This window comes from Robiginitalea aurantiaca (assembly GCF_030380815.1).
GTDB lineage: Bacteria > Bacteroidota > Bacteroidia > Flavobacteriales > Flavobacteriaceae > Robiginitalea > Robiginitalea aurantiaca.
Map to the genome: position 1 here is coordinate 245,502 of NZ_JAUDUY010000004.1, position 26,352 is coordinate 271,853.

Annotated in this window: 24 protein-coding genes; 14 read left to right on the plus strand and 10 right to left on the minus strand. The window is 47.0% G+C overall.

What is annotated here, in order from left to right; genetic code table 11:
* The first annotated feature begins 29 nt into the window (after positions 1 to 29).
* From QU605_RS10185 to QU605_RS10220, 8 genes are all read left to right on the plus strand, one after another.
* The gene (locus tag QU605_RS10185; protein ID WP_289725345.1) at positions 30 to 1,523 is read left to right on the plus strand and encodes a S10 family peptidase; all 1,494 of its coding nucleotides are present in this window, start codon (positions 30 to 32) and stop codon (positions 1,521 to 1,523) included.
* A 6-nt stretch (positions 1,524 to 1,529) separates the two neighbouring features.
* Positions 1,530 to 2,108 (plus strand): hypothetical protein, encoded by a 579-nt coding sequence (locus QU605_RS10190; protein WP_289725204.1) that lies wholly within the window; start codon positions 1,530 to 1,532, stop codon positions 2,106 to 2,108.
* Positions 2,109 to 2,178: 70 nt separating this feature from the next.
* Positions 2,179 to 2,880 (plus strand): SGNH/GDSL hydrolase family protein, encoded by a 702-nt coding sequence (locus QU605_RS10195; RefSeq protein ID WP_289725205.1) that lies wholly within the window; start codon positions 2,179 to 2,181, stop codon positions 2,878 to 2,880.
* Between the two features lie 24 nt (positions 2,881 to 2,904).
* Positions 2,905 to 3,909, plus strand: a complete 1,005-nt coding sequence (locus QU605_RS10200; RefSeq protein ID WP_289725206.1) for a glycosyltransferase — start codon at positions 2,905 to 2,907, stop codon at positions 3,907 to 3,909.
* Between the two features lie 109 nt (positions 3,910 to 4,018).
* Entirely contained in the window at positions 4,019 to 5,935 is a 1,917-nt protein-coding gene (locus tag QU605_RS10205) for a BatA domain-containing protein (RefSeq protein ID WP_289725207.1), read from the plus strand.
* Complete coding sequence (locus tag QU605_RS10210; RefSeq protein WP_289725208.1) at positions 5,932 to 7,185, plus strand: dihydroorotase; 1,254 nt, start codon at positions 5,932 to 5,934, stop codon at positions 7,183 to 7,185. Before QU605_RS10205 ends, QU605_RS10210 begins: the two co-directional genes overlap by 4 nt.
* Positions 7,186 to 7,512 (plus strand): hypothetical protein, encoded by a 327-nt coding sequence (locus QU605_RS10215; RefSeq protein WP_289725209.1) that lies wholly within the window; start codon positions 7,186 to 7,188, stop codon positions 7,510 to 7,512.
* Positions 7,512 to 8,180 carry an alpha/beta hydrolase gene (locus QU605_RS10220; protein WP_289725210.1) on the plus strand — a complete coding sequence of 223 codons (669 nt, stop codon included), beginning with the start codon at positions 7,512 to 7,514 and terminating at the stop codon, positions 8,178 to 8,180. Before QU605_RS10215 ends, QU605_RS10220 begins: the two co-directional genes overlap by 1 nt.
* Here QU605_RS10220 and QU605_RS10225 read toward each other — a convergent pair whose 3' ends face one another.
* Both QU605_RS10225 and QU605_RS10230 read right to left on the minus strand, forming a co-directional pair.
* Positions 8,181 to 8,675, minus strand: a complete 495-nt coding sequence (locus tag QU605_RS10225; RefSeq protein WP_289725211.1) for a hydrolase — start codon at positions 8,673 to 8,675, stop codon at positions 8,181 to 8,183.
* Between the two features lie 4 nt (positions 8,676 to 8,679).
* Positions 8,680 to 9,444: an MBL fold metallo-hydrolase gene (locus QU605_RS10230; RefSeq protein WP_289725346.1), complete on the minus strand. Its 765-nt coding sequence runs from the start codon at positions 9,442 to 9,444 to the stop codon at positions 8,680 to 8,682.
* Positions 9,445 to 9,532: 88 nt separating this feature from the next.
* On the opposite strand from QU605_RS10230, the gene QU605_RS10235 reads away from it, so the two are divergent.
* A complete protein-coding gene (locus QU605_RS10235) occupies positions 9,533 to 10,993 on the plus strand; it encodes a TonB-dependent receptor (protein ID WP_289725212.1) in 1,461 nt (486 codons plus the stop codon).
* A gap of 30 nt (positions 10,994 to 11,023) precedes the next feature.
* On the opposite strand, the gene bcp is transcribed toward QU605_RS10235, so the two are convergent.
* Positions 11,024 to 11,479, minus strand: a complete 456-nt coding sequence (gene bcp / locus QU605_RS10240) for a thioredoxin-dependent thiol peroxidase (RefSeq protein WP_289725213.1) — start codon at positions 11,477 to 11,479, stop codon at positions 11,024 to 11,026.
* 45 nt (positions 11,480 to 11,524) lie between these two features.
* Here bcp and nth point away from each other — a divergent pair, with 45 nt between their 5' ends.
* Positions 11,525 to 12,187: an endonuclease III gene (nth, locus tag QU605_RS10245; RefSeq protein ID WP_289725214.1), complete on the plus strand. Its 663-nt coding sequence runs from the start codon at positions 11,525 to 11,527 to the stop codon at positions 12,185 to 12,187.
* A 222-nt stretch (positions 12,188 to 12,409) separates the two neighbouring features.
* On the opposite strand, the gene QU605_RS10250 is transcribed toward nth, so the two are convergent.
* The 3 genes from QU605_RS10250 to QU605_RS10260 form a co-directional block, all read right to left on the minus strand.
* Entirely contained in the window at positions 12,410 to 12,994 is a 585-nt protein-coding gene (locus QU605_RS10250) for an RNA polymerase sigma factor (protein ID WP_289725215.1), read from the minus strand.
* 278 nt (positions 12,995 to 13,272) lie between these two features.
* Positions 13,273 to 13,416, minus strand: coding sequence for a hypothetical protein (locus tag QU605_RS10255; RefSeq protein ID WP_289725216.1), 144 nt, complete (start codon positions 13,414 to 13,416; stop codon positions 13,273 to 13,275).
* Positions 13,417 to 13,536: 120 nt separating this feature from the next.
* Positions 13,537 to 14,118 carry an RNA polymerase sigma factor gene (locus tag QU605_RS10260; RefSeq protein ID WP_289725217.1) on the minus strand — a complete coding sequence of 194 codons (582 nt, stop codon included), beginning with the start codon at positions 14,116 to 14,118 and terminating at the stop codon, positions 13,537 to 13,539.
* A 240-nt stretch (positions 14,119 to 14,358) separates the two neighbouring features.
* On the opposite strand from QU605_RS10260, the gene uvrA reads away from it, so the two are divergent.
* Positions 14,359 to 17,142 carry an excinuclease ABC subunit UvrA gene (uvrA, locus tag QU605_RS10265; RefSeq protein ID WP_289725218.1) on the plus strand — a complete coding sequence of 928 codons (2,784 nt, stop codon included), beginning with the start codon at positions 14,359 to 14,361 and terminating at the stop codon, positions 17,140 to 17,142.
* A 143-nt stretch (positions 17,143 to 17,285) separates the two neighbouring features.
* Positions 17,286 to 18,515: a hypothetical protein gene (locus QU605_RS10270; RefSeq protein ID WP_289725219.1), complete on the plus strand. Its 1,230-nt coding sequence runs from the start codon at positions 17,286 to 17,288 to the stop codon at positions 18,513 to 18,515.
* Between the two features lie 60 nt (positions 18,516 to 18,575).
* Here the strand turns inward: QU605_RS10270 and QU605_RS10275 are convergent, their stop codons facing one another.
* Genes QU605_RS10275 through QU605_RS10290 form a run of 4 tightly spaced genes read right to left on the minus strand, consistent with a single transcriptional unit; the run spans position 18,576 to position 24,019 of the window.
* A complete protein-coding gene (locus QU605_RS10275) occupies positions 18,576 to 20,030 on the minus strand; it encodes a lipopolysaccharide biosynthesis protein (RefSeq protein ID WP_289725220.1) in 1,455 nt (484 codons plus the stop codon).
* Positions 20,021 to 21,301 carry a glycosyltransferase family 4 protein gene (locus QU605_RS10280; protein ID WP_289725221.1) on the minus strand — a complete coding sequence of 427 codons (1,281 nt, stop codon included), beginning with the start codon at positions 21,299 to 21,301 and terminating at the stop codon, positions 20,021 to 20,023. The genes QU605_RS10275 and QU605_RS10280 overlap by 10 nt, the downstream gene beginning before the upstream one ends.
* A gap of 3 nt (positions 21,302 to 21,304) precedes the next feature.
* Complete coding sequence (locus QU605_RS10285; RefSeq protein WP_289725222.1) at positions 21,305 to 23,740, minus strand: YfhO family protein; 2,436 nt, start codon at positions 23,738 to 23,740, stop codon at positions 21,305 to 21,307.
* An 18-nt stretch (positions 23,741 to 23,758) separates the two neighbouring features.
* The gene (locus QU605_RS10290; RefSeq protein WP_289725223.1) at positions 23,759 to 24,019 is read right to left on the minus strand and encodes a DUF4834 domain-containing protein; all 261 of its coding nucleotides are present in this window, start codon (positions 24,017 to 24,019) and stop codon (positions 23,759 to 23,761) included.
* A gap of 77 nt (positions 24,020 to 24,096) precedes the next feature.
* Here QU605_RS10290 and QU605_RS10295 point away from each other — a divergent pair, with 77 nt between their 5' ends.
* Positions 24,097 to 25,125 carry a transporter gene (locus QU605_RS10295; RefSeq protein WP_289725224.1) on the plus strand — a complete coding sequence of 343 codons (1,029 nt, stop codon included), beginning with the start codon at positions 24,097 to 24,099 and terminating at the stop codon, positions 25,123 to 25,125.
* A 90-nt stretch (positions 25,126 to 25,215) separates the two neighbouring features.
* Positions 25,216 to 26,337 (plus strand): GTP cyclohydrolase, encoded by a 1,122-nt coding sequence (locus QU605_RS10300; protein ID WP_289725225.1) that lies wholly within the window; start codon positions 25,216 to 25,218, stop codon positions 26,335 to 26,337.
* The last annotated feature ends 15 nt before the right edge of the window (positions 26,338 to 26,352 follow it).

Genomic DNA, 26,352 nt, shown 5'->3' on the forward strand with positions numbered 1-26,352 from the left:
TTTAAGGCACACTAATCAAAAATGCAATGATGAAATATTTTAGCAGCACCCTGTTTGTTCTTCTGTTTTGTTTTTCAGGCTCGATTCAGGGGCAGGAACGCAAATTACCTATCGACACTACGGTTGTTACAGAACATAGTGTTACGGTTAACGGGGAGCGCTTTTCCTATAAGGCTGAAACGGGTACACAACCCGTATGGGATGAAATGGGAAAGCCCATCGCAGCACTTCATTATACATATTACACCCGAAATGACATAAAAGACCGGGGTGCCCGCCCTCTCCTGATCTCCTTTAACGGCGGTCCGGGCTCGGGATCCGTCTGGATGCACCTGGCCTACACAGGGCCACGCGTGCTTAAAATTGATGATGAAGGGTATCCGGTGCAACCTTACGGGGTCAAAGAGAATCCGTTTTCGGTCCTGGATGTCACAGATATCGTTTATGTTAACCCGGCGAATACGGGATATTCCCGAACCATCCCGGAAACAGGCAAGGAAGTGGATCGGGAAAAGTTCTTTGGCATTAATGCCGATGTCAAATACCTGGCGGAATGGCTCAACACTTTTGTGACCCGCCACAACCGTTGGAATTCACCTAAGTATATCATAGGGGAAAGCTACGGGGGAACCCGGGTTATGGGCCTGTCCCTCGCCTTGCAAAACCAGCAGTGGATGTACCTCAATGGCGTTATCATGGTATCTCCCGCTGATTATAAGGTCATTCGTGTAGGAGGACCGGTCAGCAGCGCAATGAACCTCCCCTACTATACCGCTGCCGCCTGGTATCAGAAGGCCCTGCCCGCGGCTCTACAGCAAAAAGACCTGTTGGAAATCCTACCCGAGTCCGAAAATTTTACAATCAATACACTTATTCCCGCAATTGCAAAAGGCGGGTTCATCGAAGACTCGGAACGGGATGCGGTTGCAGAGAAAATGTCCTATTATTCCGGCCTGACCAAAAAGGAGATTCTTCAGCACAACCTGGATGTTCCCACTTCGTATTTCTGGAAAGCCCTGCTCCGCGATCGAAGTGGCTATACCATCGGCCGACTGGACAGCAGGTATTTGGGTCTGGATAAGTCGCTTACCGGCAGCCGTCCGGATTACAATGCCGAGATATCTTCATGGCTGCATAGCTTTACCCCAGCCATCAATTATTACCTCCAGGAGGAGCTCAAGTTCAAAACCGACATCAAATACAATATGTTCGGGCCCGTAAGGCCCTGGAATAATGAAAATGACAATACCAGAGACAACCTGCGTCAGGCCATGGCACAGAATCCATATCTGAATGTACTGGTGCAATCCGGTTATTACGATGGGGCGACCACCTATTTCAATGCCAAATACACCATGTGGCAGGTCGATCCCAGCGGACGGATGAAGGATCGATTCGAATTCAAAGGGTATCGGAGTGGACATATGATGTATCTCAGGAGAGCAGATCTGAAAGAGGCCAATGATGACCTGAGAAACTTTATCATGCGCACCCTCACCAAAGGCGAAAGCGCCAAATACTAAACAACTATGAAAAAGCTAGCCCTAACGCTTGTGAGCCTTTGCCTTACCGGAACTCTTTTTGCACAGGAAATTCCGCCTTCAGACTGGCAGATCAAAACCGCCCTTATGGCCGTACCCTCAGATTATAAGGATGGAGCTGCCGTTTACGGGTATGATGCCGATGGGAACTTCACTAAACTCAGAGAAGGAACCAACGAGTATATCGCTTTGGCAGATGATCCGACCCGGGAAAATTTTTCAACTGCGGCTTACCATAAAGAACTGGATCCCTTTATGGCCAGAGGGAGGGAATTGCGAAAGCAAGGTAAGACTGCCGATGAAATCTTTGATATTCGTGAGGCTGAAGTGCGTGCCGGCACCCTCGCCCTACCCGATAAAACGACGCTCTGTATCTTTTCTGGGAAGGTGAACCCGGAGACAAAAGAGATCGAAGACCCTTATGTACGCTATGTATTTTATGTGCCTTTTGCCACTGGCGCCTCCACCGGCCTGCCTACCACGCCTACCCCGCCGGGTCATGCGTGGCTCATGAATCCCGGGACGCATCGGGCACATATTATGATCACCCCACCCAGGCAGGGGTAAGTTAAGCCGGTGAACCCAGCAGATGTATAGTCCTTTAGGGAGGTCTGTACTTCTGCCCATACCTCTTATTATGTCAAAGACTGGTCATTCCATATCCTTTCTATTTCTTATGCTATCCCTTTTTACCTCAAAAATCACCAATGCCCAGGACTGGGCAGGGCTCAAGGTGTTTGAAGAAGCCAATAAAGAGCTTGGAGATCCGGGCCCCGGGGAGGCACGGGTTGTATTTATGGGAAATTCGATAACCATAGGCTGGCTGCAGAAAGTACCTGGTTTTTTTAAAGGTAAACCCTATATCAACAGGGGCATAAGCGGGCAGACGACCGCCCAGATGCTCCTGAGATTCAGGCAGGACGTTCTTGCCCTTCAGCCCAAAGCCGTGATCATTCTGGCCGGTACCAATGACATTGCCGGAAATACCGGGCCAACAACACTGGATCAGATTCTCGACAACCTGATCTCCATGACCGAACTCGCCCTGGTAAATAAGGTTGAACCCATATTGTGTTCTGTGCTGCCCGCCCGGAGGTACCATTGGAAGCCCTCCAAACAACCTGATAAAAAAATTCCGGAATTAAACGCCATGATCCGGGATTACGCGGCCTCGCGAAACCTGATTTATGTCGACTATTTCGGGGCGATGGCAAATCCGGATAACGGATTGGATCCCAAACTGGCCCAGGACGGGGTGCACCCAACCCCTGAAGGGTATGCCCTGATGGCTCCCCTGGCGGAAGCAGCGATCCTGAAAGCGATCAGCAGGAATCCCTGAATTGCGTCGATAAACCCCTGCTCCATGATCCCTCTTGTAAGCATACTCATGCCTTTTAAGAATACGGAGGACTTTCTGGTCGAATGCATCAGCTCCATTCACAGCCAGGACTTCTCGTCCTGGGAACTCATCGCAGTCGACGATCATTCAACAGACAACAGCCGCGCCATTGTAAATGAATGGGCCAAAAAGGACCCCAGAATTAAAGTGATCTCAAACATTGGAAGCGGGATTATACCAGCCCTGAGAACGGCTTTTGAAATTAGTGCGGGCACTATGGTCACCCGAATGGATTCCGATGACCGAATGGCCTCCGGGCGGCTTTCTCAGATGGTATCGCAATTGGAAGCCCATGGATGCGGGAATATTGCCCTGGGACAGGTTAAGTACTTCTCCGATCGCGGTATTTCGGACGGATATGCGCGGTATGAACGGTGGCTGAACCAACTAATAGAAAAAGGGACCAATTTCAAGGAAATCTATAAGGAATGTGTCATCCCCTCGCCATGCTGGCTGGTATACCGGAGTGACCTGGAGGATTGCGGGGCTTTTGAACCTGATCGTTACCCGGAAGACTACGACCTCTGTTTCAGGTTTTACGCCAGGGGCCTGACCTGCCTGCCTTCTGGTCGCGTACTGCACTTTTGGAGAGATTACGACACCAGAACTTCCCGGACCTCTGAACACTACGCCCAGAACTACTTTCTGGACCTAAAGCTGGACTACTTCCTAAAGCTCGACTGGAATGACTCCAGGCCTCTGGCGCTTTGGGGGGCAGGATTTAAAGGCAAGCACCTTGCGAAGAGCCTTGTCCTCAAAGGAATAAAATTCGATTGGCTTTGCGACAACCCGAAAAAAATTGGAAAGACTATTTACGGGGTTCCCCTGTTGCATTTTGAGCACCTGAAGACGCTGAATAAACCACAAAGCCTTATTGCCGTGGCCAATGAATCGGCCCAGGGAGCAATCCGGAGCTTCCTTCTGCAGACCGATCAGGATCCGGGCAAAGACGCTTTCTTTTTTTGTTGAAATGCACAAGGGTGGCAGAAAAAAATAGCTTTAACTATTGTTCATTTATAGATTCGTTAATACGGTGTGGTAAACGAATTGGCTATATTTGAACCTTTCCCTATTGTCTATGCAACTACAGCACCCGGAACTTCTTTGGGGATTATGGCTTCTGATCATTCCGATTTTAGTGCATCTGCTACGTTTACGCAGGTACCGCAAAACCCCTTTCACCAATGTTAAGGTCCTCCGGAAAATCTTTTCGGAATCCAACCGGAGCAGCCAGTTAAAAAGATGGCTCTTGCTCTTCACCCGCCTCGGTTTGATCGGCGCTTTGGTTATCGGTTTTTGCAAACCTTTTATACCTTCTGAAGGTCTTGATAATAAAAAGGATATAGTCGTTTATATCGATAATTCATTTAGTATGCAGGCAAGGCTTGAAAATTCAAATCTTATGGAGTACGCCTGCCAGCAAGTCCTGCAAAATTTTCCGGAGGATTTCCAGTTTTCACTGGTCACCCAGACTGAATCTTTTGAACAAGTCACTATAAAGGAATTGCAGCAGCAACTGCTCAATTTGGACTTCAGCCCGTCCACCCTTTCGTCAGATGAAATCAGGTTGCGTACTTCGGCCATGTATGCCTCTGCGGATTCTACGGACCGGGAACTCTGGGTTCTCTCTGACTTCAAGGGTTGGGATTCGGATGCATGGGAAAATCAGGATGGGATAACCTTAAAGGGCGTACAGCTGCAGACCGAGGCGCCGGCAAACATCTCCGTAGATTCGGCATATCTGCAAGCGGGGGATGCAGAGAACCTGGAGGTTGTAGTTGCATTAAACGCCACAACTAATCAGGAAAACGGGGCTGTTTCCCTATACAATGAAGGAGTCCTTATCGCAAAGACAGGAGTGGAAGAACTCCCGGACGGCAGTTTTCAGGCCCAATTCACCATCCCGGCAGACACAGAAATCAACGGTACCCTGCAGGTCACCGATAATGGTTTGTCTTATGACAACACCTTGTACCTTACCCTAAACAAACCCGAAAAAATAAAGGTTCTCAGTATAGGGGAGGATCCCGCAGCTTACCTTGGGAGGATTTTTACGGATGATGTCTTTACCCTGGTTCAGACCTCCCTGAGGGAACTGGATTACAGCAATCTGGAACAACAGCACTTAATTGTGCTCAATGAACTTGAAACCCTGCCCCTATCCCTGGGCAGTGCACTTAAGGAATTTGTAGATCAGGGGGGCAGCCTAATTGTCATTCCTTCCTCAAAATCGCCAGTCACTTCATTCAATAGCTTTTTAAAGGGATTTGAGATTGGGTATGGGCCACGCAGAACGGGTGTAAACCTGATTACTACCATCAATTTTGACCATCCGGTCTACCGCGAGGTTTTTGAACGTGCGATCGATAATTTCGAATATCCTCAGACTCAGGTATCCTATCCCCTCCAGGGCCCGCTTCAGCAGATCATAGGGTTTCAGGATGGGACTGCATTTCTTTCTGAAAGGAATGGCATCTATCTTTTCGCTGCCCCACTGAGTACTGAGAATAGCAATTTCACCAAGTCCCCATTGATTGTGCCCACCCTGTATTCCATCGGAGTCAAAAGTCTGCCCAGGCCCGACTTATATTTCGAAATCGGCAAAGAGGCGCTTCTGGATCTCGAAATAATCGTTCAGGAAGATGAAATCCTAAAACTACAGGGACCCCGGTACGAGGTGATTCCACTTCAGCAGTCTTTCGCCCGAAAGACACGTCTGTATTTTGGAACGGAACCCTCTCTGAGCGGGAACTACCAGGTTACATATGGTGATGAATCGCTGCGTACGGTAAGCTTTAACTACCCCAGAAAGGAGAGTTTTCAGGCTGCATCCGCAGCAACAATTCCAGCATCTTTTACAACCTATTCGGATGTCCCAAGCCTAATTTCCGAGTATCAAAACACGACCCGTGTAACTTCCCTTTGGAAATGGTTTATTATTTTAGCACTGCTATTTATGATGGCTGAAATGATACTTCAAAAAACCATGCGATGAATCTACTGATCAAATCCGCAACCATCATCGACAAATCCCAGCCGTCGCTACACTTAAAGAAAAGGGATATTCTCATTGAAAAAGGGCTGATACAAGCTATTGGAGTTCGTATTGAGGCGGGAAAGAAAACCCGGGTAATCGAGCTCAAAAATCTTCACGTTTCTCCGGGCTGGTTTGATAGTAGCGTAAGTTTTGGGGAGCCCGGATACGAAGAGCGGGAAACAATTTCCAACGGCCTGGAAGTAGCTGCATCAGCTGGTTTCACCGGAATTGTATTAAACACCAACACCCACCCGAGTCCGGACACTAGTGGCGATATCGTCTTTCTAAAAGAAACGGGCAAAGGTCACAGTACATCCTTATACCCCATGGGAACGGTAAGCATGGGCGCTAATGGGGCGGAACTCTCGGAAATGTACGATATGAGTCTTTCGGGAGCGGTAGCCTTCAGCGACTATAAACACGCACTGGACAATCCAAACCTGTTAAAACTGGCCCTGCTATATACACAAAACTTCGATGCCCTTGTGTATTCATTCCCTCAGGACGGACAGTTGAGTCCGAAAGGTCAAATGCACGAAGGGGAGGTTTCCATGCGCCTGGGGTTGCGAGGAATTCCAACACTCACTGAAGAACTCCGGATAGCCCGCGATCTGGCCATCCTCCAATATACGGGAGGAAAACTGCATATTCCCACCATCTCAACAGCCTCATCGGTCAACCTGATCGCCGCCGCAAAAAAGAACGGCCTGGATGTGAGTTGCAGCGTTGCCATCCACCATTTGTGGTTTACCGATGAAGTCCTTGACGGATTTGACAGCCGGTATAAAACCCTGCCGCCCCTGAGAGGCAAAAAAGACTCTAAAGCCCTTCAAAAAGCACTGGCAGAAGGGGTTATCGATTTTGTCACCTCTGACCACTGCCCCCTGGATGTGGAAGAAAAACGCCGGGAATTTGACCAGGCGGCTTTCGGAGCTTTGGGGCTGGAGGAATCTTTTGGGGTTCTTAACCAGATTTACGGACCTGAAGTAGCCTCAGAAATCCTCGGAAGGGGTCGAAAGCGATTTGGTCTCGCAGAGGCGAAGCTGGCCGCCGGCCAGCCGGCCGAACTGACTTTATTCGACCCGGAGGCCGAATACACTTTATCCCGCGAGAGTCTGTTGAGCACCTCCGGGAATTCAATGTTCCTTGGAATCCCTTTGAAGGGAAAAGCCTATGGCATCATTCGGGGTGAAAAAACAAGTATATAGATGCAGCAACCGGATTCCAATGGGAAAACCATCGCTATAATTTCCTATTTGACCATGGTTGGGGCGCTTATCGCCATCACCATGAATGCAGAACCCAAATACGATTTTGCCCGGTTTCATATTCGCCAGGCCTTCGGATTACACCTGGGATTTCTGGCGTTTGCACTTTTCCTGAGTCAATGGTGGCACCCTTATGCCTGGTTCGGCCTTTATCTCTGCTATTTTATCCTTTGGATCTATGGTTTTCTGGGTGCTGTTCAGGGGTACAAGCGATTGGTTCCCCTTGTTGGATCCCTTTTTCAGCGTTGGTTTTTATTTATTAATTAATGGCTTTACAAAACTCTGTTCAATTACCCCTGGAATACCTGATCCGGCCTGGTACAGGTGAAAAGGGGCCTTACCCCTGCCTTTTTATGCTGCACGGATACGGAAGCAACGAGGCCGACCTGTTCTCCTTTGCAGCAGAATTACCCCAGGAGCTTTGTATCATCTCCCTAAGGGCACCCTATGATTTACAGCCTTTTGGGCATGCGTGGTACGCCATTAACTTCGAGAGTTCCCAGGGGAAGTGGAATGATGTCCCCCAGGCAGTGGAGTCCAGAGATCTGGTCCTCAATACCATAGACCTTGCCATTGCCGGATATGACCTGGACCCGGAACGAATCAGTTTACTGGGTTTCAGCCAGGGCAGCATCCTGAGTTATTCCCTGGCCCTCTCCTACCCGGATCGGGTTAAATCGCTGATTGCCCTCAGCGGGTACATCGATCCTGAAATGCTTGTGAAAGGTTTTACATCAGGAGATTTGACTCAGCTGCAAATCTATGCTTCCCATGGCCAGGTAGATCCTATAATACCCTCTGCCTGGGCTCAGGAGTCCGTTGCCTTTCTAAAATCACATGGGATTACCGTTACTTACGAAGAATACCCTGTAGGACACGGGGTTTCTGCTGCAAACCTGTCTTCCTTCAAGAGATGGATGGCCGACAAATACTGATTATTGGCTCCGGGTATATAAAAGGTGGTCTATCAGGGTGAAGTCGGCGCCGAGATCCTCTCGGATTTCATATCCGATAAGCAGTTCACCCCAGTATTTACCATCCGAGAAATCCGCAATGATCCAGCGATGGTTCAGGAGTTTAATTTTGTTGATCTTAAAATCACCCTCCATACCTTCATACGGAACAAGGGGATTGTTTCCCGGCATCTCATTGGTTTCTAGTAGTTTATCAGCTATATACCGCATAGGATCCTCAAGCTCATATGGATCCGTATAGGCCAGGGCATCGTCGTTGTTTTCAAGGCTGAAGTATTGAAGGTCCTGAATGGTGAGCTGATACTCCTGAAGTGAATCCCGCAGATCGCGGGTGGTCTGCTGCAGCGCATCGATTTCAGCCTCCCGGCTCTTGAGTCTCCGCGAACCACTTACCGCAAGATAAAGCGCTACCAGGGCGGCGAAAACAAAAAGATATTGAAACAGGTTTTTTTTCATGGGGTTACAGTGTTATGGTCAGATTGTCGTAGGCCAGTCTTACGTGGTCAGGCAATTCCTTTTCAACAGCTTCGTGAAACCCCAATTTATGACTGATATGGGTTAGAAATGCACGCTCGGGTTTCACGCGGTCTATAAAAGCAAGTGCTTCCTCCAGATTGAAATGGGAATGATGTGATTCCTTTCTTAACGCATTTATTGTTAATACTTTAAGGCCTTCCAGGTATTGTATTTCTTCAGGCTCTATGGTCTTTACGTCCGTCAGATAGGCAAAATCCTTTATGCGATATCCAAAAACCTGAAGTCGGTTGTGCCAGGCCTCAACCGGGGTAATCCATAGCCCGTCCAATTCAAAGGGCCGACCCCGTTGTACCTCGTGAATCTTTACCGCCGGGGCACCCGGATAGCGATTTTCTCCTGCAAAAATATAATCAAACCGATGTTGTAAAGAAGCTATCACACGTTTGTGAGCATAGACCGGAATATCACCCTGTTTAAAAAAATAGGGGCGGATATCGTCAATTCCAGCCGTGTGGTCTGCGTGTTCGTGAGTGAATAAAATGGCATCCAGCCGCTCGATGGGATTCCGCAGCATTTGCTGCCTGAAATCGGGTCCGCAATCTATCACAAAATTGTAGCCATCGGTCTGCACCAGAACCGATACCCTTAATCGTTTATCCCTCGGATCTTCACTAAGACATACCGGATCTGAACTCCCGATAACCGGGATGCCCTGAGATGTTCCGGTGCCCAAAAAAGTAATCTTCAACCGCTGGTCTATTTTATCCAAATTTATAACATATTTATTACTTGGATCGTTCAATCTTTATACCTTTGTTTATTGTAATACCTCCAATATGGCCACTGTGCAAAAGAATGAATTTGCCTTTGAAAACGTTCCTTCCGTCAAAGCAAAGACGCTTCGCATTAATTTAAACCCCGATATCTATGGCACTTTTGCGGAAATAGGCGCCGGACAGGAAACAGCGCGTCATTTCTTTCGGGCTGGTGGTGCCTCTGGCACTATAGCCAAGGCGATGAGCGCATATGACAAAGCATTCAGTGATGCTATTTACGGTGTGGAGGAAGATAATCGCTACGTTACCCAGAGCCGCCTGAAAAAAATGCTTTCCCACGAAATGCGGCTTATGGAAGAGCGTATTCCACGTGCTGAGCATCCCGACCGTCTCTTCTTTGCCTATGCCAACACGGTGGCGACAATTGATTTCACCAAACGGTATAAAGGCCACGGTTGGATGGGGATCCGGTTTCAGCTGGACCCGAAACAAAAAGAATTCGACGAAATTATTCTTCATGTTAGGTTTCGTCAGAACGAGGCCCGACTACAGCAAGAAACCCTGGGTATAATTGGGGTTAACCTGATTTATGGCGCTTTTTTCAAATACCACAAACCGCGTAAACTCCTGAAATACCTCTATGATCACATCGATAAGGATACCCTTGAAATCGATATGATCAATTTTTCCGGGCCGAGTTTTTCTGAGGTGGATAATCGACTGATGAGCCTGCAACTGATCAAAAACGGCATGACCGACGCGGTGATGTTCGGCTCTGATGGCAACAACCTCTTGCCTGCAGCTGTTCTTTACAAGAAAAATATCATGGCTTTAAGGGGTAGTTTCCGCCCTGTGACCAAAGTCAACATGGACATGTTTAAAAAGTCCTATGATATCTTTATCCGGGAACAAACAGTTAAGGAAGAAAACACCATTGTGATTTTTGAAATTACCCTTTCCAACTTAAAGGCTTCAGGGGAAATCGATGAGCAGGACTTTATGGATCGGGCAGAATTGCTATGCTCCTTGGGGCATATGGTAATGATCTCTAACTTCCAGGAATATTTCAAACTTGTCGAATATTTCAATAACTACACCAAAGAGCGCATGGGGCTCACCATGGGCGTGAGCAACCTCATAGATGTTTTTGACGAAAAGTATTACCGCCATTTGAGCGGCGGTATTCTCGAGGCCTTCGGGAAGTTATTTTTCAAAAACCTCATCGTCTACCTCTATCCGATGCGGGATCCGGAAACCGGAAGAATCCTCACCAGCAATAACATCAAGGTACATCCGCGTATGAAGGAGCTCTATAAGTTCTTTAAGTACAATGGGAAGGTTATGGACATCATTGACTACGACCCTGAGGTTCTCGATATATACTCCAGGGATGTATTGAAGAAAATTACCAACCACCAGGAAGGTTGGGAAGAAATGCTGCCTGACGGCGTGGCAAACACGATAAAGGAGAATCACTTATTCCTGCCCAAGAAAAATACGGCTACCCAGGAAGTTGAGTAAATCCCGGGTAATCCGATTTCTTTAAGACTATTACCCCTCGAGAATTTGAGCAGCGTGATCTTTTGTCTTGACCTTATCTATTACGCGGGTAACGGTTCCGGAACCATCCACAATAAAGGTCTTACGGTGAATACCATCGAACTCCCTTCCCATAAATTTCTTAGGCCCCCAGACACCGAAAGCGTCGATTACCGTACGGTCCTCGTCGGCCAGAAGCGGAAATGGAAAATTGTATTTGTTCCGAAAATTAGCCTGCTTTTTTTCAGAATCGGCGCTGACACCCAATAGCGAATAGCCGGCCTCCTGGAGTTCGGCATAATGATCCCTTAGATTACATGCTTCTGCCGTACAGCCTGGGGTACTCGCCCTGGGATAAAAGAATACGACCAGATCCTGCCCCTTATAATCGGAAAGGGAAACCACATTTCCGTCTTGGTCACTGGATTTAAAATCCGGTACTTTGTCACCGGCTTTGAGTGTGTTCATACGTTTTTTTATTTGTTTATTTATTTTTTTATAAAGTTAAACAATATGACCAAAAAAGAAAAGGCGGATTTTGTTGTATCTACATTGGAATCGATTTACCCGGAAGTCCCTGTACCTCTTGAACATAGGGACCCTTACACCCTGCTTATCGCCGTTTTACTGTCCGCTCAAAGTACGGATGTAAGGGTCAATAAAACCACACCTGCCCTATTTGAAAAAGCGGATAATCCCGAAGCCATGACGAAGTTGCCCGTCTCGCAAATCAGGGAAATCATCAAGCCGGTAGGACTTTCCCCCACAAAAGCCAGGGCGATTCACAGATTATCGGAGCTCCTTCTTGAACATCATCAGGGAAAAGTACCTGCAGATCTCGAAGCCCTCGAAGCCCTTCCCGGAGTTGGACATAAAACTGCCAGTGTCGTTATTTCTCAGGCATTTGGGATACCGGCATTTCCTGTGGACACCCATATTCACAGACTGATGTTTCGCTGGGGGCTGTCGACCGGGAAAAATGTCATTCAGACTGAAAAAGATGCCAAACGCTTATTTCCAAGGGAATTATGGAATAAGTTGCACCTGCAGATCATTTGGTACGGCAGGGAATATTGCCCGGCAAGGGGCTGGAACCTTGAAAAAGACGTGATTACAAGTACTATTGGAAGGAAATCAGTACTCAATGCCTATAGGGCAAAAAAAAAGACCCGCTAGGCGGGTCTGTTGTTTAGTTTAAGCTGGCTTCAAATTTGAAGTCCTGATAGCCAGTCACATGAAGTGATCTCGAATATTGAAGCAAAAAATCTATCGTTTCCTGCTTAACCTTGCATCCTTTGCATGTATTGGCTTGTTCTGAGTAAATTCTTTCCATATACCTAGAGTTCGTTACAACTAAATAACGCAACCCCTATGGAAATATTGCTCGGTATTCTATGATTAGTAATTTGTTAAGACAATTTTGTTGCGCTGAATGATTTTCCTCAAGTTGATAAGTGCATAGCGCATGCGGCCGAGAGCAGTGTTAATACTGACTCCAGTAGACTCGGAAATTTCCTTAAAACTCATATCCTTGTAGATACGCATAATCAGAACTTCCCGCTGATCATCAGGTAATTCATCGATCAGAATCCCAAGATCGCTATCGATCTGATCTTTGATCATTTGCTTTTCAGCATTTAGCTTGTCATCGCCAATGACCGAAAATATATTGAAATCCTCGCTCCCCTCAAATTTGGGCATTCGCTTGTTTTTCCGAAAATAGTCAATGATCAGGTTATGGGCAATTCGCATTACCCAGGGAAGAAATTTCCCTTCTTCACTGTAGTTCCCCTTTTTCAGTGTTTTGATAACCTTAATAAAGGTATCCTGAAAAATGTCTTCCGTAACATCCCTGTCCAGAACCTTAGAATAAATAAAGCTGGTGATGCGCTGGTTGTGTCTGTTGATTAGGACCTCGAGGGCTCTTTCTTTACCACTGATGTATTCCTTTACCAGGATTGAGTCTTCGATCTGTAGTTCCATAGTTTTTTGTTCTGTTAAGGACCTTAAGCTGGTTTTGCTTCTGATGCTGTTTTCGGTTTGCTCGGTTTCAAATACAAACTAAAATTAGCACAAGGGCCTGCCCACGAAAAAACATTGTTGTAAAACCGCCGAATCTTGATGTAAAACCCCGAATTTGAATTTTTAACAGGAATTGAAATCGAAAAGACCGTCCGGAAGCACGCCAATTCGTTCCCCTGGATCCATAAAAAAGCCCGGTCGTCTGCCCGGGCTCATATTGTCGTTATGAAATGTTTGGATCAGTTCAGGTTCCTTTCAAAAATAAGTCCCCCCGTTTCTACAACGCTGTAGGATCTGGAAAAGTCCAGTAGAAAGTCAACCGTTTCTTTAGAAGCCTTCAGAGTGTTGGTCTTCGTATTGGTATTGTAGTTGGTGTTCTCCATGAGATTGCTTTGTTTCTCAAAATAACGCAATCTGCCTGGAAAGCTGTTTGGCGGTTCGATCTAGGACATATTAATTCGTCCAAAAAACGCGGAGCGCCGGGTATATCGACCTACCACCAATTAATCCGTTAAAACAATCTGGTTTTCCTCTATGAGTTTTCGCAGGTTGATAAGAGCATACCGCATGCGGCCCAGGGCGGTGTTAATACTAACCCCGGTATTATCTGCAATCTCTTTAAAACTCATATTCTGATACATCCGCATGCGAATGACATCCTGTTGCTCGCCGGGAAGCTTGCATACCAGTCCTCCCACATCCGAGGCGATCTGATCCTGAATAAGCTGCTTTTCGGCATTCAGGGCATCATCCTGCATTACGGAAAAGACATGGAATTCCGAACTTCCTTCGTATCTCGGCATACGGTTGCTCTTCCGGTAATAGTCTATAACCAGGTTATGGGCAATCCGCATAACCCAGGGTAGGAATTTTCCTTCTTCATTATATTTCCCAAGTTTCAGGGTGCGGATAACCTTTATAAAGGTATCCTGAAATATATCCTCGGTCACCTCGCGGTCGAATACCTTGGAATAAATAAAATTAAAAATTCGCTGATTATGGCGATCGATAAGAAATTCAAGCGAGCGTTCGTCGCCATTTAAATAATTTCGGATCAGAGAAGCGTCATCTACATGGAGTTCCATACACATTACTTTTTTGATTAAGTCTGACATCGCTCCTTTATAGGTAGCTGTCAGAGAAGCTATTTTAAATTCAAAAAAAGTAATAGTGCTTTATAGGCAGTAGATATTTTGTGTTAGACATTTCAAATATAGAAAAATTTTTACTGCATCGAAGAATACACCATCATTCTCCTTTAAAGAATTAACAGCAGGTGGCTATTGGCACTTACAAATTGTATCTTTGCACCTTATTTTCAGCGCATGGATTCAATTGTCGAAACAGATCCCAAAAAGGCTATTCTTATCAAGGGGGCGCGCCTTCATAATCTTAAGAATATCGATGTCAGCATTCCCCGAAATCAACTGGTGGTTATAACGGGAATGTCCGGATCCGGCAAATCCACGCTTGCTTTTGATACCTTATACGCTGAGGGACAACGGCGCTATGTCGAGAGTCTTTCCTCCTATGCACGCCAGTTTCTCGGGAAACTGGATAAACCGAAAGTAGATTATATCCGGGGCATTGCACCTGCTATTGCCATTGAGCAGAAAATCAACTCCACAAACCCGAGATCTACGGTGGGCACTTCCACTGAAATCTACGACTATCTTAAATTGCTCTATGCGCGCATCGGAAAGACCTATTCTCCAATTTCCGGAAATGAGGTCGTAAAACACCGGGTAAGCGATGTAGTCGATTATGTCCTCAGCCAGGAAAAGGACCGGAGATTCCTTTTATTGGCCCCCATTACCATATCCGATGACCGGGACATACAGAAATCCCTGGATCTGCTCTCCAAGCAGGGGTATGCGAGAATAAAACACAAGGGAGAAGTACTCCGTATAGGTCCCGAAATGACTGATATCGGCAGGTCTTTCGATCTGGTCGTCGACAGGGTGGTTGTAAAAAAAGAGGATGAAGATTTCATCAACAGGCTTGCTGGGGCCATAGATACCGCCTTTTTTGAAGGTAAGGGAACCTGCCTCATCGAAGAGGCCGATGGAGATCAGCGAATCGCATTCAGCAATAAATTCGAGCTGGATGGCCTGGTTTTTCCAGAACCCAATGTCCATTTATTCAGTTTTAGCAATCCTTATGGGGCATGTCCTAAGTGCGAAGGATATGGGGATGTCATAGGTATTGACGAGGATCTGGTAATTCCGAATACGGAGCGGTCTGTCTACGATAATGCTATCGCCCCCTGGAAGGGAGAGAGTATGAGTGTGTACCGGGACGACCTGGTCAACAATGCATATACTTTCGACTTCCCCATCCATAAGCCCTGGTTTGAATTAACCCCTGAGCAGCGCAATTTAGTATGGGAGGGCAATAAGCACTTCACCGGCCTCAATGCGTTCTTCCAGAAACTCGAAGAAAAGAGTTACAAAATACAAAACCGGGTAATGCTTTCACGATACCGTGGTAAAACCCGGTGCAATCAGTGTTCAGGAACTCGCCTGAGAGCCGAAGCTTCCTATGTTAAGGTAGGCGGAAAATCGATCACCGAACTGGTCGATATGCCGATTTACAAGCTTGCCAAATTTTTCGATGAACTGGAACTGGATCCGCACAGGACAGAAGTTTCAAAAAGGCTGTTGCTTGAAATCCGGAACCGGATCCGGTATCTGCTGAAGGTCGGGCTGAGCTATTTATCCCTAAACCGAAAGTCCAATTCGCTCTCCGGGGGCGAAAGCCAGCGCATAAACCTGGCTACTTCGCTGGGAAGCAGTCTGGTCGGATCTATGTATATATTGGATGAACCCAGCGTGGGATTGCATCCGAGAGATTCTGAGAATCTGATCGAAGTATTAAAGGCCCTGAAAGCACTGGGCAATACGGTAATCGTAGTGGAACACGACGAAGAGATGATGCGGGCAGCTGATCGCATAATCGATATCGGACCTGAAGCGGGAACCCATGGAGGTGAAGTCGTTGCACAGGGAACCCTTTCAGAACTTTTGAAATCCGATTCCTATACCGCCCGTTACCTCAGCGGCGCCATGGAAATACCCGTACCGGCCAAAAGGCGAAACGGAAAAGGGCATATAACGGTCCTCGGGGCCCGGCAACATAACCTGCAAAACATCGACGTGACCTTCCCCTTGCAAGTCCTTACAGTGGTTACCGGTGTTTCGGGAAGTGGCAAAAGCACTTTGGTCAACAAAATCCTCTATCCTGCGCTTCAGAAGAAGCTCGGCGGTTATGGACAAAAAGCGGGACATCACAAGACGCTGGAGGGTGAATTCGGGTTTATAAGTCATTTGGAGTTTGTCGATCAGAATCCCATAGGCCGTTCCTCCAGATCCAATCCCGTCACCTATCTTAAAGCCTATGACGATATCCGAAATCTTTTTGCCAGCCAGAAGCTCAGCAAACTCAGAGGTTATAAGTCCAAGCATTTTTCCTTTAATGTAGACGGGGGCCGATGCGAAAAGTGCAAAGGTGAGGGAGACATTACGGTCGAAATGCAATTCATGGCAGATGTGCACCTGGAATGCGATCAGTGCAAAGGAAAGCGGTTTAAAAAGGAAATTCTGGAAGTACAATTCCATAAGGCTTCTATTAGCGATGTCCTGCAGATGACCGTCGACGAGGCCATTTCATTTTTCCAGGACCACAAAGCCGATAAAATTGCTTCAAGGCTCAAACCACTTCAGGACGTAGGACTGGGATATGTTGCCCTGGGCCAACCCTCCTCTACCCTTTCCGGCGGAGAAGCGCAGCGCATTAAACTGGCTTCTTTTCTGGGCAAAGGTCAGGGGCGGGAAAAAGCGCTGTTTATCTTTGATGAACCCACTACAGGCCTGCATTTTCACGACATTCGTAAATTACTGGATTCCTTTAATGCACTTCTGGGTAAAGGACACTCCATTATTGTGATCGAACACAATATAGAACTGATCAAAAGCGCAGATCACGTAATTGACCTCGGACCGGAAGGGGGGGATAAAGGAGGGCAGCTACTCGCCTTCGGAACTCCGGAGGAGGTCGCCAGCAACCCGGATTCCATCACAGGCAGGTATCTGAAGCAAAAGCTTAGATAGGACACCACACTGCTCACTCCCCGGGTTAATCCTATCTTACTGTATTACAATATATTACATAATCATATTCCATTTTGGCACGGTGATTGTTTCTCGTTGGGTGGATGTAAATCGTTTGCATCCCTAACTTAAAACCTATCGCCATGAAAAATCTAGTCTTCTTTTTAACCGCGTTAGTATTCGGAACAGGAACCTCTTATGGAGCCGAGATGGCTGCCACAGTTTCCTCCGTAAACTCCAGGTCTTTTATTTTTACTGAAGGGGATATCACATTTTCGGTATACCCGGATGGTGAATTCGATTTTTACCTCAACAACCAGGTGGGGTTTCAAGCCGGGGTGATAGGAGGTCAGGGTGCAATATCCTTTAATGCAGGGTATAACTACAATCCCTACGTGCAGTACGACGATTTTGGGGCTGTCATCCAGATATCACAGCTTCCGGTCTATTACGATTATTACGGAAGGGTCAACCGCATCGGGAACATACATATGACCTATAGAAATGGACGTTTATATCGCCTGGGCGGTATGCGTATATACTATAACGGATTCGGATACTACAATTACCATCTGGGTTACATCAACCCGTATAACAGGGTTTATGTTTACCAGCCGTTCCACAGCTATTTTGTTAGACCAGCTGCCGCGTATTGTATGGTTTATCCACAACCCTACAGACATTACTATAACCCTGTGCGATATACCTATTACAGGCCGTATCACAACAATGTCCGAAGAGCGTACGCACATGTAGGCAAACCTTACAAATACCAGAATCGTGCTGAGCGAAGCAGGGTATATAAAAATGATCGTCGGGTGGTTGCACGTAGTACTGCGGGAGCGCGCAGTAACTCGAGAAGTGTTGCGGGTCGCAGTAGCGGGGACCGCACAATAAAAGCAACCCGAACGCAGCGCGCATCGACAAGTCGTTCCAGCTCCGCAATACGGACCAAAGGCAACCTGAATAGCGGTCGGAGTTTGGCTGAAAACCGAACTAAGGGCCGTACGATAAGGGACAATGGAAAGTCTGGGAACCAGCGCAGCGTCGCCAGCAGTCGGACAAGTACCCGGACCGTTAAATCCAACGGTAATGCCTACAAAGGTCGAAGTATCGCGGGCAACCGGACAAGCGCCCGCAAAACAGGGAAGGTTTCCCCTCCTTCTAAAACTGTGAGCAAGCAAACGTTTTCACGGACGGCTAAGAAAGAAAGCGCAAGCAATGTAGCTGCTGCCAGGCGAAGTGGAAGTAAAATGACAAAACGCAAGGATGGTATACGTACCTCTAATGCCAAGTCGAACCGGTCTGCTACAGCCTCCAGAAGCACAGATAGAAATTCTGGCCGTACCTCCAGAAGAAGTTCTGGATACTAAAACTTCTCAGTATTAGCTAAAGCATACACAGGCCCCGTGGACAATTAAAATCTACGGGGCCTATTTTTTCAAACCTTTTCGAAAGAGCTCCCAAAGATCTTCGGAAACCCTGAATTTTAAAAGTACCCCCAGATAAACAACTGCGATCAGCACACTTTTCAAGGTAATGTTAACTATCGGATGGAAGGGGAAATCCATCCAGTAAAACAAGACAAACGTCCCAAGGGCAATCCCAAAAACCTTGAGGCTCTCCAGGCTCCAGGGAGTCAATCCAAATTTCCACTTCACAAAGAGCATTTTGACGAAATTGTAAAGTCCTGCGGAGATAAGTGTCGCCATTGCAGCACCCGTTAGTCCATGGGTCGGGATAAGCCAGGCATTTAATAAAATGGTAAGCAAAGCGAGGATAACCCCCATCATAAGCAAAGTCCCATAGTATTTTGAATTATAGAGGATGGCGGTGTTGATTCCCAGGAAGGCGTCAAAAAGACGTACCAGTCCCAAAAAGAGAACCACGTAATACCCGCCCCGATAGTTCTCCGGGAGCAGTAAATAAAGATCTCCCAGGTTTAGCAGGATACCGATAAAAATAAGGGCAGTTATTGCCAGAAGGGTTAGGGAGCTGCGTTTATAGAGTTTTTTTAAGCCATCCAAATCCCCGGCATTCATAAGGGATGCGGTCAGCGGATAGGTGATTTGATTCATCGAACGGAAGGGTACAATAATGACCGTGGCGATAAAAACAGCGACAGTATAGTAGGCCACGTTTTCAATTCGGATGTATTGATTTATCATAAATCGGTCAATTTCAAGAAGTACTACAGAAACTGATCCGCCCAAGATGATCAGACTGCTGTATTTCAGGACATCCCTGTATCCGTCAGGTAAGGCAAGGTGGAAATGAAACGGCTGTAACCTGAGGGCATGCCAGGCCATGAGAAGAACCCGAAATCCGTAAAGCGATACAAGCCAAATAAGGAATTGGCCCTCCGAAAGGTAGCCCATGTACAGGAGCAGCAACAGAATACTAACCCCAATGCGGATAAAGACCTCTTTCAGGAATGTTCCAAGCGTGGACTTCAAACAGACTTTGCTCCAGGCGAAAAAAATTTCAAAATAGGCCATAAACAGGCCGATCCAGAAAATGTGCCAGACATAATCCCCAACGATAATATTCTTCCGGGCGAGGAAACCACCAATCACATCGTTTGCAAAATAGCTATATGCGCCGAGGGGAATGATAATGAGCAAAGGGAGGATAAATACAAGGCTCAAGAAATCCTGCAGGCCACCCCGCTCTTTATAGGCTGAATAGAACTTTACAAGGGTATTCGGAATCCCGAATGACATAACGGGCATTAAAAGTGTGGCCGTGGAGAGCAAAACCCCTACCAGCCCGAAGTAGGCATCCGACATCACCCGTGTATACAAAAAGAGCGTATTTACAGCACCCAGGGCAAAACCCAGGTAGGTAATCGCCGTATTGGCAGCGGTCTGTCGGAGTACTATACCCATAGGACTTCCTTTACGAGTCGTTCAGTTAATGCCCTGCGATGGAAGCCATCCACGCCTTTAGCGGTTATCGTCAGGGCACCCTTTTTATACCGCTGGTACCAGTCACTCAGTACGCGTTCCATCTCTTGCTGGTCTCCGTATTCGAAAGCTTTACCACATTTGCACTGGTCAATGAGGGACGCCACCTCCCACTCCCTGGGACCGATGGCCAGAATCGGACGGGCAGCTGACAGGTACTCAAAAAACTTGCCCGGGATAATCCCGCGGGTTTCGGGACTGTCAATTTCGATCAGCAGTAATACCTGGGTATTCTGCTGTTCCTCAATTGCCTTTTCATGGGGAATATAATCTGTAAGGTGCAGGTGCTCCTCCAAATTTTCATCCCTGAGCGCTGCCAACACTTCACCACTGACCGGACCGATCAGATCTATCTGAAGGTCGCGCTCAAAGTCCTTATCCTTTTCCGAAAGCGACCTGAGGGCCTTCCAGAGCGCTTTGGGGTTTCGACCACTTAGCAGGCTGCCGATATGGGACAGCCGAAATGCGCCCTCGGGTTGTTTACTATCGCCCTGAGGTCCCGAAAAGCCATTGGTGATTACATGTATAGGGCGCGTCGTAAGGCCGCTGAACTCATCCCGGGTCAGGGAACTGGTGGTGATAAGGGCATCGGCACTATTGAGTACACTTTTTTCAAGAATACGATGTTTCTTTTGGGCCCACCGGCTCAAAAGCAGTGCCTTGTGATACCCTATCGTAGTCCATGGATCCCGGAAATCGGCAATCCACCTTACGTCCATTTGTTCTTTTAAGCCTTGCCCGATCAGATGGATACTGTGAGGTGGGCCTGTTGTAATTACGCTATCTATACCCTCCTGATTCAGGATACCCCTGAGATAGCGGACGGAGGGTTTTACCCAATATTTCCGGGCATCCGGAATAAAGAGGTTGCCCCTAACCCAAAGCATCAGGCGTTCCATACGCCCTGGATTATCGCGGTTAATGATGCCCGAACTTATTCGCTTTGTCCTTGAAGCACTCAGCCGTTCCGCCAATTGATAAGGTTCCCAGATTTTTTGTTGGTACACCTTTATGCCCGCGGGGACATGCACTTCCAGAGATGGATCCTCGAGGGGGTAATGTGCATTTTCCGGAGTATATATCACAGGTTCCACCCCGAATTCACGCATATAGGAGGCGAAGTACAACCACCGCTGTACTCCGGGACCTCCCGCAGGGGGCCAGTAATACGTGACAATAAGTACTTTTTGCATCTGTTAAGCTTCCTGCTTTCTGCGTTTGCGCAACAGGGTAAATCCGGTTCCGCCGAGAAGCAAAAGGGCCAGTAATACATTACTTGCCAGACTGATCTGACTTCCCTTTTGGATCACTTCAGGCTCAAACCTGAATTCGATTTTATGGGTCCCTGGAGGAACCAGCATACCTCTGAGGGCGTAGTTTACGCGAAAGTGCGTATGGGGTTGCCCATCGAGATAAACCTGCCACCCCTGGGGGTAATACATCTCTGAGAAAACTGCCATCCCTGCATTGGGATTTTCTGACGTATACGTCAACGCATTCGCTTTATAGGAATCCAGGGTAATCCGGGAGGTGGAATCTACCGCGAAGGTACCTGGAGTTATATCGGTAAACTCCCTGGTATTGACAATCGCTTCCCTGCCCGGGAGTACGCTATCCAAGGCCTGAATCGCCTGATCGGGGGAAGAGACTCCCTTTACGCGCTCTACAAACCAGGCGTTTCCAAGGGCATCCGGATTTACCGAGGCCCGTGGGTTTCCATCTTCATCGGTCTGAATGATATATTTGGTGTTGAGCATATCCAAAACACGCCGGTTGTTTTTATAAATGTGGAATTCGAACAAATCCCGCAACCTTTGGGGTTTCGCCGCGTGATAACCGCCCAGTGATTTATGGAAATAAGAAGTCCTGGCTCCATTCAGACCCTCGCCGAGATTCAGGACCCTGTAATAGCCCGTATCCTGGAGAATTTGTTGATCGGCCTGAGTCATGGCAAAGCTATTCCCCAATTGCCTGCGGGAGACAAAGTCTTCCTTGTTTACATACCGAAGGTCCACTCCTACCAAATCGGTAACGATAAGAACACCAAGACCCAATATCATCCATTTCGCAGGTAAACGCTTTTTGAGATTCATCCACAACAGGACTGCCGTAAGTGCAATAAAAACCATGGTACGGAACGTATCCTGTAAATAAACAGCCTCCCTGTCCCGACGAATCAAGCCGACGAGTTCTTCTCCGTAATAGCGTTTTAGCACTTCGTCACTGGCGCCTGTAAAGTCAAAAAATGACTTCGATATAAATAATAGAACTCCCAGACCAAGCATTGTGATAAAACTAATGGTCAAAGCTTTTCGTTTCTTGTTTTCTGGGGTCTTGGGATCATTCCAGGCCCGTATGGCCAGAATTGCCAGTATGGGTGCACAGAGTTCCAGAATCACCTGTATAGAGGAAACCGCTCGAAACTTATTGTAAAGCGGGAAGTAATCGATCATCAGATCCGTAAGGGCGGAGAAATTTTTACCCCAGGACAACATCAGGGCAATCAGCGCTGCGGCCATTAACCACCAACGGGCTCGCCCTCGCACCAGTAATAACCCCAATAAAAATAGAAATGAAACGACCGCACCTATATAAGCGGGGGCAGCCACAATGGGCTGATCGCCCCAATAGAGTTGGAGGTTGTTGCTGAAATCCAGGGCTTGAGATCTGGAAACCCCCTGATCTGTAAGAAACTCAAAGGTTCGCGATTCGTCACCAAGGGATTCCACAGAACCTCCGCCATAAAGCCTTGGAACCAACAGATTCAAGGATTCCGAGATCCCATAACTGTATTGCGTAATATAGTCCTTATCCAGACCGTTCAGGTCGGCCTTGGGACTCCCATCCGGATTTATCGTCAAAACAGATGGCCCCCTCGTACTCCAGTCCGCATACTCACGTGTTGCCATAAGGGACGTGGCATTGACTGCGATTCCGAGCAGTGCTGCTATTAGAAGCAGGCCTGTAGATGTGAAAAAAGCTTTGAGTTGTTTGTCTCGTATGGCATCTGCCAGGTAAACAATACCCAGAGGGATTGCCAAAAACAGAAAGTAAAAGGTCATCTGGTAATGGTTGGCCTGTATCTCAAGGCCAACGGCAACTGCCGTTAGCAGGAATCCCCAGAGGTAATTGCGCCTGAAAGTTAGGATAATACCTCCCAGGACCATCGGCAAATAACCAATCGCATGTGCTTTAGCATTATGCCCTACGCCCAGAATGATAATGAGGTAGGTGGAAAAACCAAAGGCAAGTGCACCGAGGATCGCCAGGCGGTATTCTACTTTCATACAGCACATCAGGATATAGAATCCCAGGAAGTACAGAAAGAGATAATCTGCCGGGCGGGGCAGAAAACGAATAATGCGATCGAGTTTTTTTATGTAATCGTCCGGGTATCGGGCACCCAGCTGATAGGTGGGCATACCCCCGAATGCACTGTTGGTCCAATAGGGTTCTTCATCGAACTGCCGGCGAAAATCCTCCTGTTCCTGGGCCATCCCCCTGTACTGAACAATGTCTGACTGGTAAATCACTTTACCCTGCAACACGGGATGGAAGTACAGTAGTGCTACTACGGCAAAAAAAGCGATCGCAAAAAAATGGGTGAGGAAATTCCTGAAAACTGGATTCATAGAGGGGTTTAACCGAAATTATTCAATCTCTTCATATTCTATGTACTCTCCAACTTTTTTTCCTGAACGGGTTCGTATCGGAGGTTTTTTATCAATGATAACTTCACCTTCAGGGGTAGGATGTGATTGGTAGTTCGGGCGGTTTGTCGATGCCTGTTGAAAAAACTCACTCGTCTTTTTACGGGCAAATGCCAGGAGCCATGGCCGAAGGAGCCTGCCAATTGCCTTTAGCAAAAAGTACCCCATAAGAATCCATAAAACCGTTTTCAATACTCCCATTATCTCGATTCCATTTATATCAAAATTACAATTTGCGCGTTGTATATACCGTACAAATGTCCTAAAATATAATTAATATGGCAGTTTCCCACCGCAACAACATTTGGAAAACGCAGCTTTTCGGACTATTCGCACTGGCATTTCTCAGCAGTACGTTGAGTAATGCACAATATACTGAGGTCATCAATTCCAACCGGCCCGGAGAATCCGTAGGTGCTTTTGCCGTGGGAACAGGGGTTATTCAACTGGAATCGGGATTTTTCTATGAACAGAGAGACCATTCCCTTTTAGAGACGGATTCCCAGATTTTTGGTCTTGGTGTAGCCCTCAGGTACGGGCTGATTTTTGAATCTCTTGAGCTCTTTTATGAAGGGGCCTATCAGACTCAGAATATCACCTACAAAACTTCAGGGCTTGAGGATAAATTCAGCGACTTTGGAAGGAATCGCCTGGGGCTTAAATACCTGATCTTCGATCCTTTTAAAGATCCGGAGCGTTCCAAACCCAATTTGTACAGCTGGAGGGCCAACAACACTTTTCAATGGCGCAACCTCATCCCTGCTGTCTCCGTTTACGCGGGTGCCAATTTCCTGTTTGGGGATAATCCGTTCTTTGGGCCGGATGAGCCCAGTATTTCACCACGGGTTATGGTGGCCACCCAAAGCCTTCTTACCCCCAGATTTGTACTGACCGGAAATATTATTTACGATCGCATCGGTACGGATTTCCCGGCATGGAGCTATGTGATTTCGCTTTCACATGCTCTGAGAAATCCCAGATGGAGTGTTTTCGTTGAGAATCAGGGAATTAAAAGTGATCGCTATTCAGATGTGCTGCTCAGGGGAGGAACGGCCTATCTTTTTAGCAAAAATTTTCAGGCAGACCTTTTTGTCGGCGGCAGTTTTAAGAATACTCCAAGTCGATTCTTTGGCGCTGTAGGTGTATCTTATCGACTGGACAAACACCAGGATAAACTCAAGCCCATTGAAGATCAGGATCCAAAAATTGGACGCAAAGACATGCGTAAAAAACAAAAGGGATCCGACAAGCCTAAGAAAAAGAAGGGGAAAAAGAAGAAAAATGACGCGTCAGAAATCGATTGGTAATGCAAGCTGCATACCTAAAGATGCCATTTTCCAACCTTCCCTTCTCCCCCTTGACATTTATGCCTAATTTTGCCTTTGAAACTAAAGGCAATGCTCAGGATCAAAGAAGTCCATTCGAAAAAAGAATTCAAGGCATTTGTCACCTTTCCTTTTGCGCTCTATAAGGATTCCCCTTATTGGGTCCCCCCGATTATAAAAGATGAACTGGACAGTTTCAATCCTTCAATTAATCCTGTTTTTAAACAAGCCGAGGCGCGATTCTTCCTGGCATGGAAGGGAAAACGTATCGTGGGGCGGATAGCGGCTATCGTCAATTGGGTCGAAATAGAGCAACTGGGGTTTTCCAAGATGCGATTTGGCTGGATGGATTTTGAGGACGACCCCGAGGTATCAAAGGCATTGCTGAGCAAAGTTGAAGAAATCGGCAAGTCGCACAACCTGGAGTATATGGAAGGCCCCATGGGATTCTCAAATCTGGACAAGGTCGGGGTCCTCACTGAGGGTTTTGAACACATCGGCAGCATGATTACCTGGTATAATCACCCCTATTACAAGACGCATTTACAGGACTTTGGCATGACTGTAGAAAAGGAATACATCGAGAGTAAATTTCCAATGTCAAATGTAGATCCCGTAAATTTCGTCCGGGTCCAGAAAGTGATTCGGAAGCGGTATAACCTAAGGCCCCTCAATTTTAAAAAAACTTCCGAAATCCTGCCCTGGGCAGATGAAATGTTTGAGGTCTTCAACACCGCGTATTCCCGTCTGGCCTCCTTTGTACCTGTATCCGAGGAGCAGAAGGAGTACTTCAAAAAGAAATATCTTACGCTCATCGATCCGAGATACATCAAATTTGTCGTTGATCAGGACGATCGCCTTATTTCGTTTTCCATAGTCATGCCTTCGTTTTCAAGAGCGCTTCAGAAAGCCCGCGGCTCTTTGTTTCCCACAGGTTTTTATCACCTGTTAAAGGCCCGAAAACAAAGCAAAGAGGTATTTTTCTACCTGATTGGCATTCTTCCGGAATACCAAAAGAAAGGGGTTACCTCCATTATTTTCAATGAATACTACAAGGAATTTGACAGACGCGGAATCGAAATGGGATACCGCACCCCTGAACTCGCGGATAATATCGACGTGCATCAAATCTGGAAACACTTCAAACCGGAGATTTACAAACGACGCTGCACATTCCGCAAATCCATAAACTAGGCACCGAAGGATCCC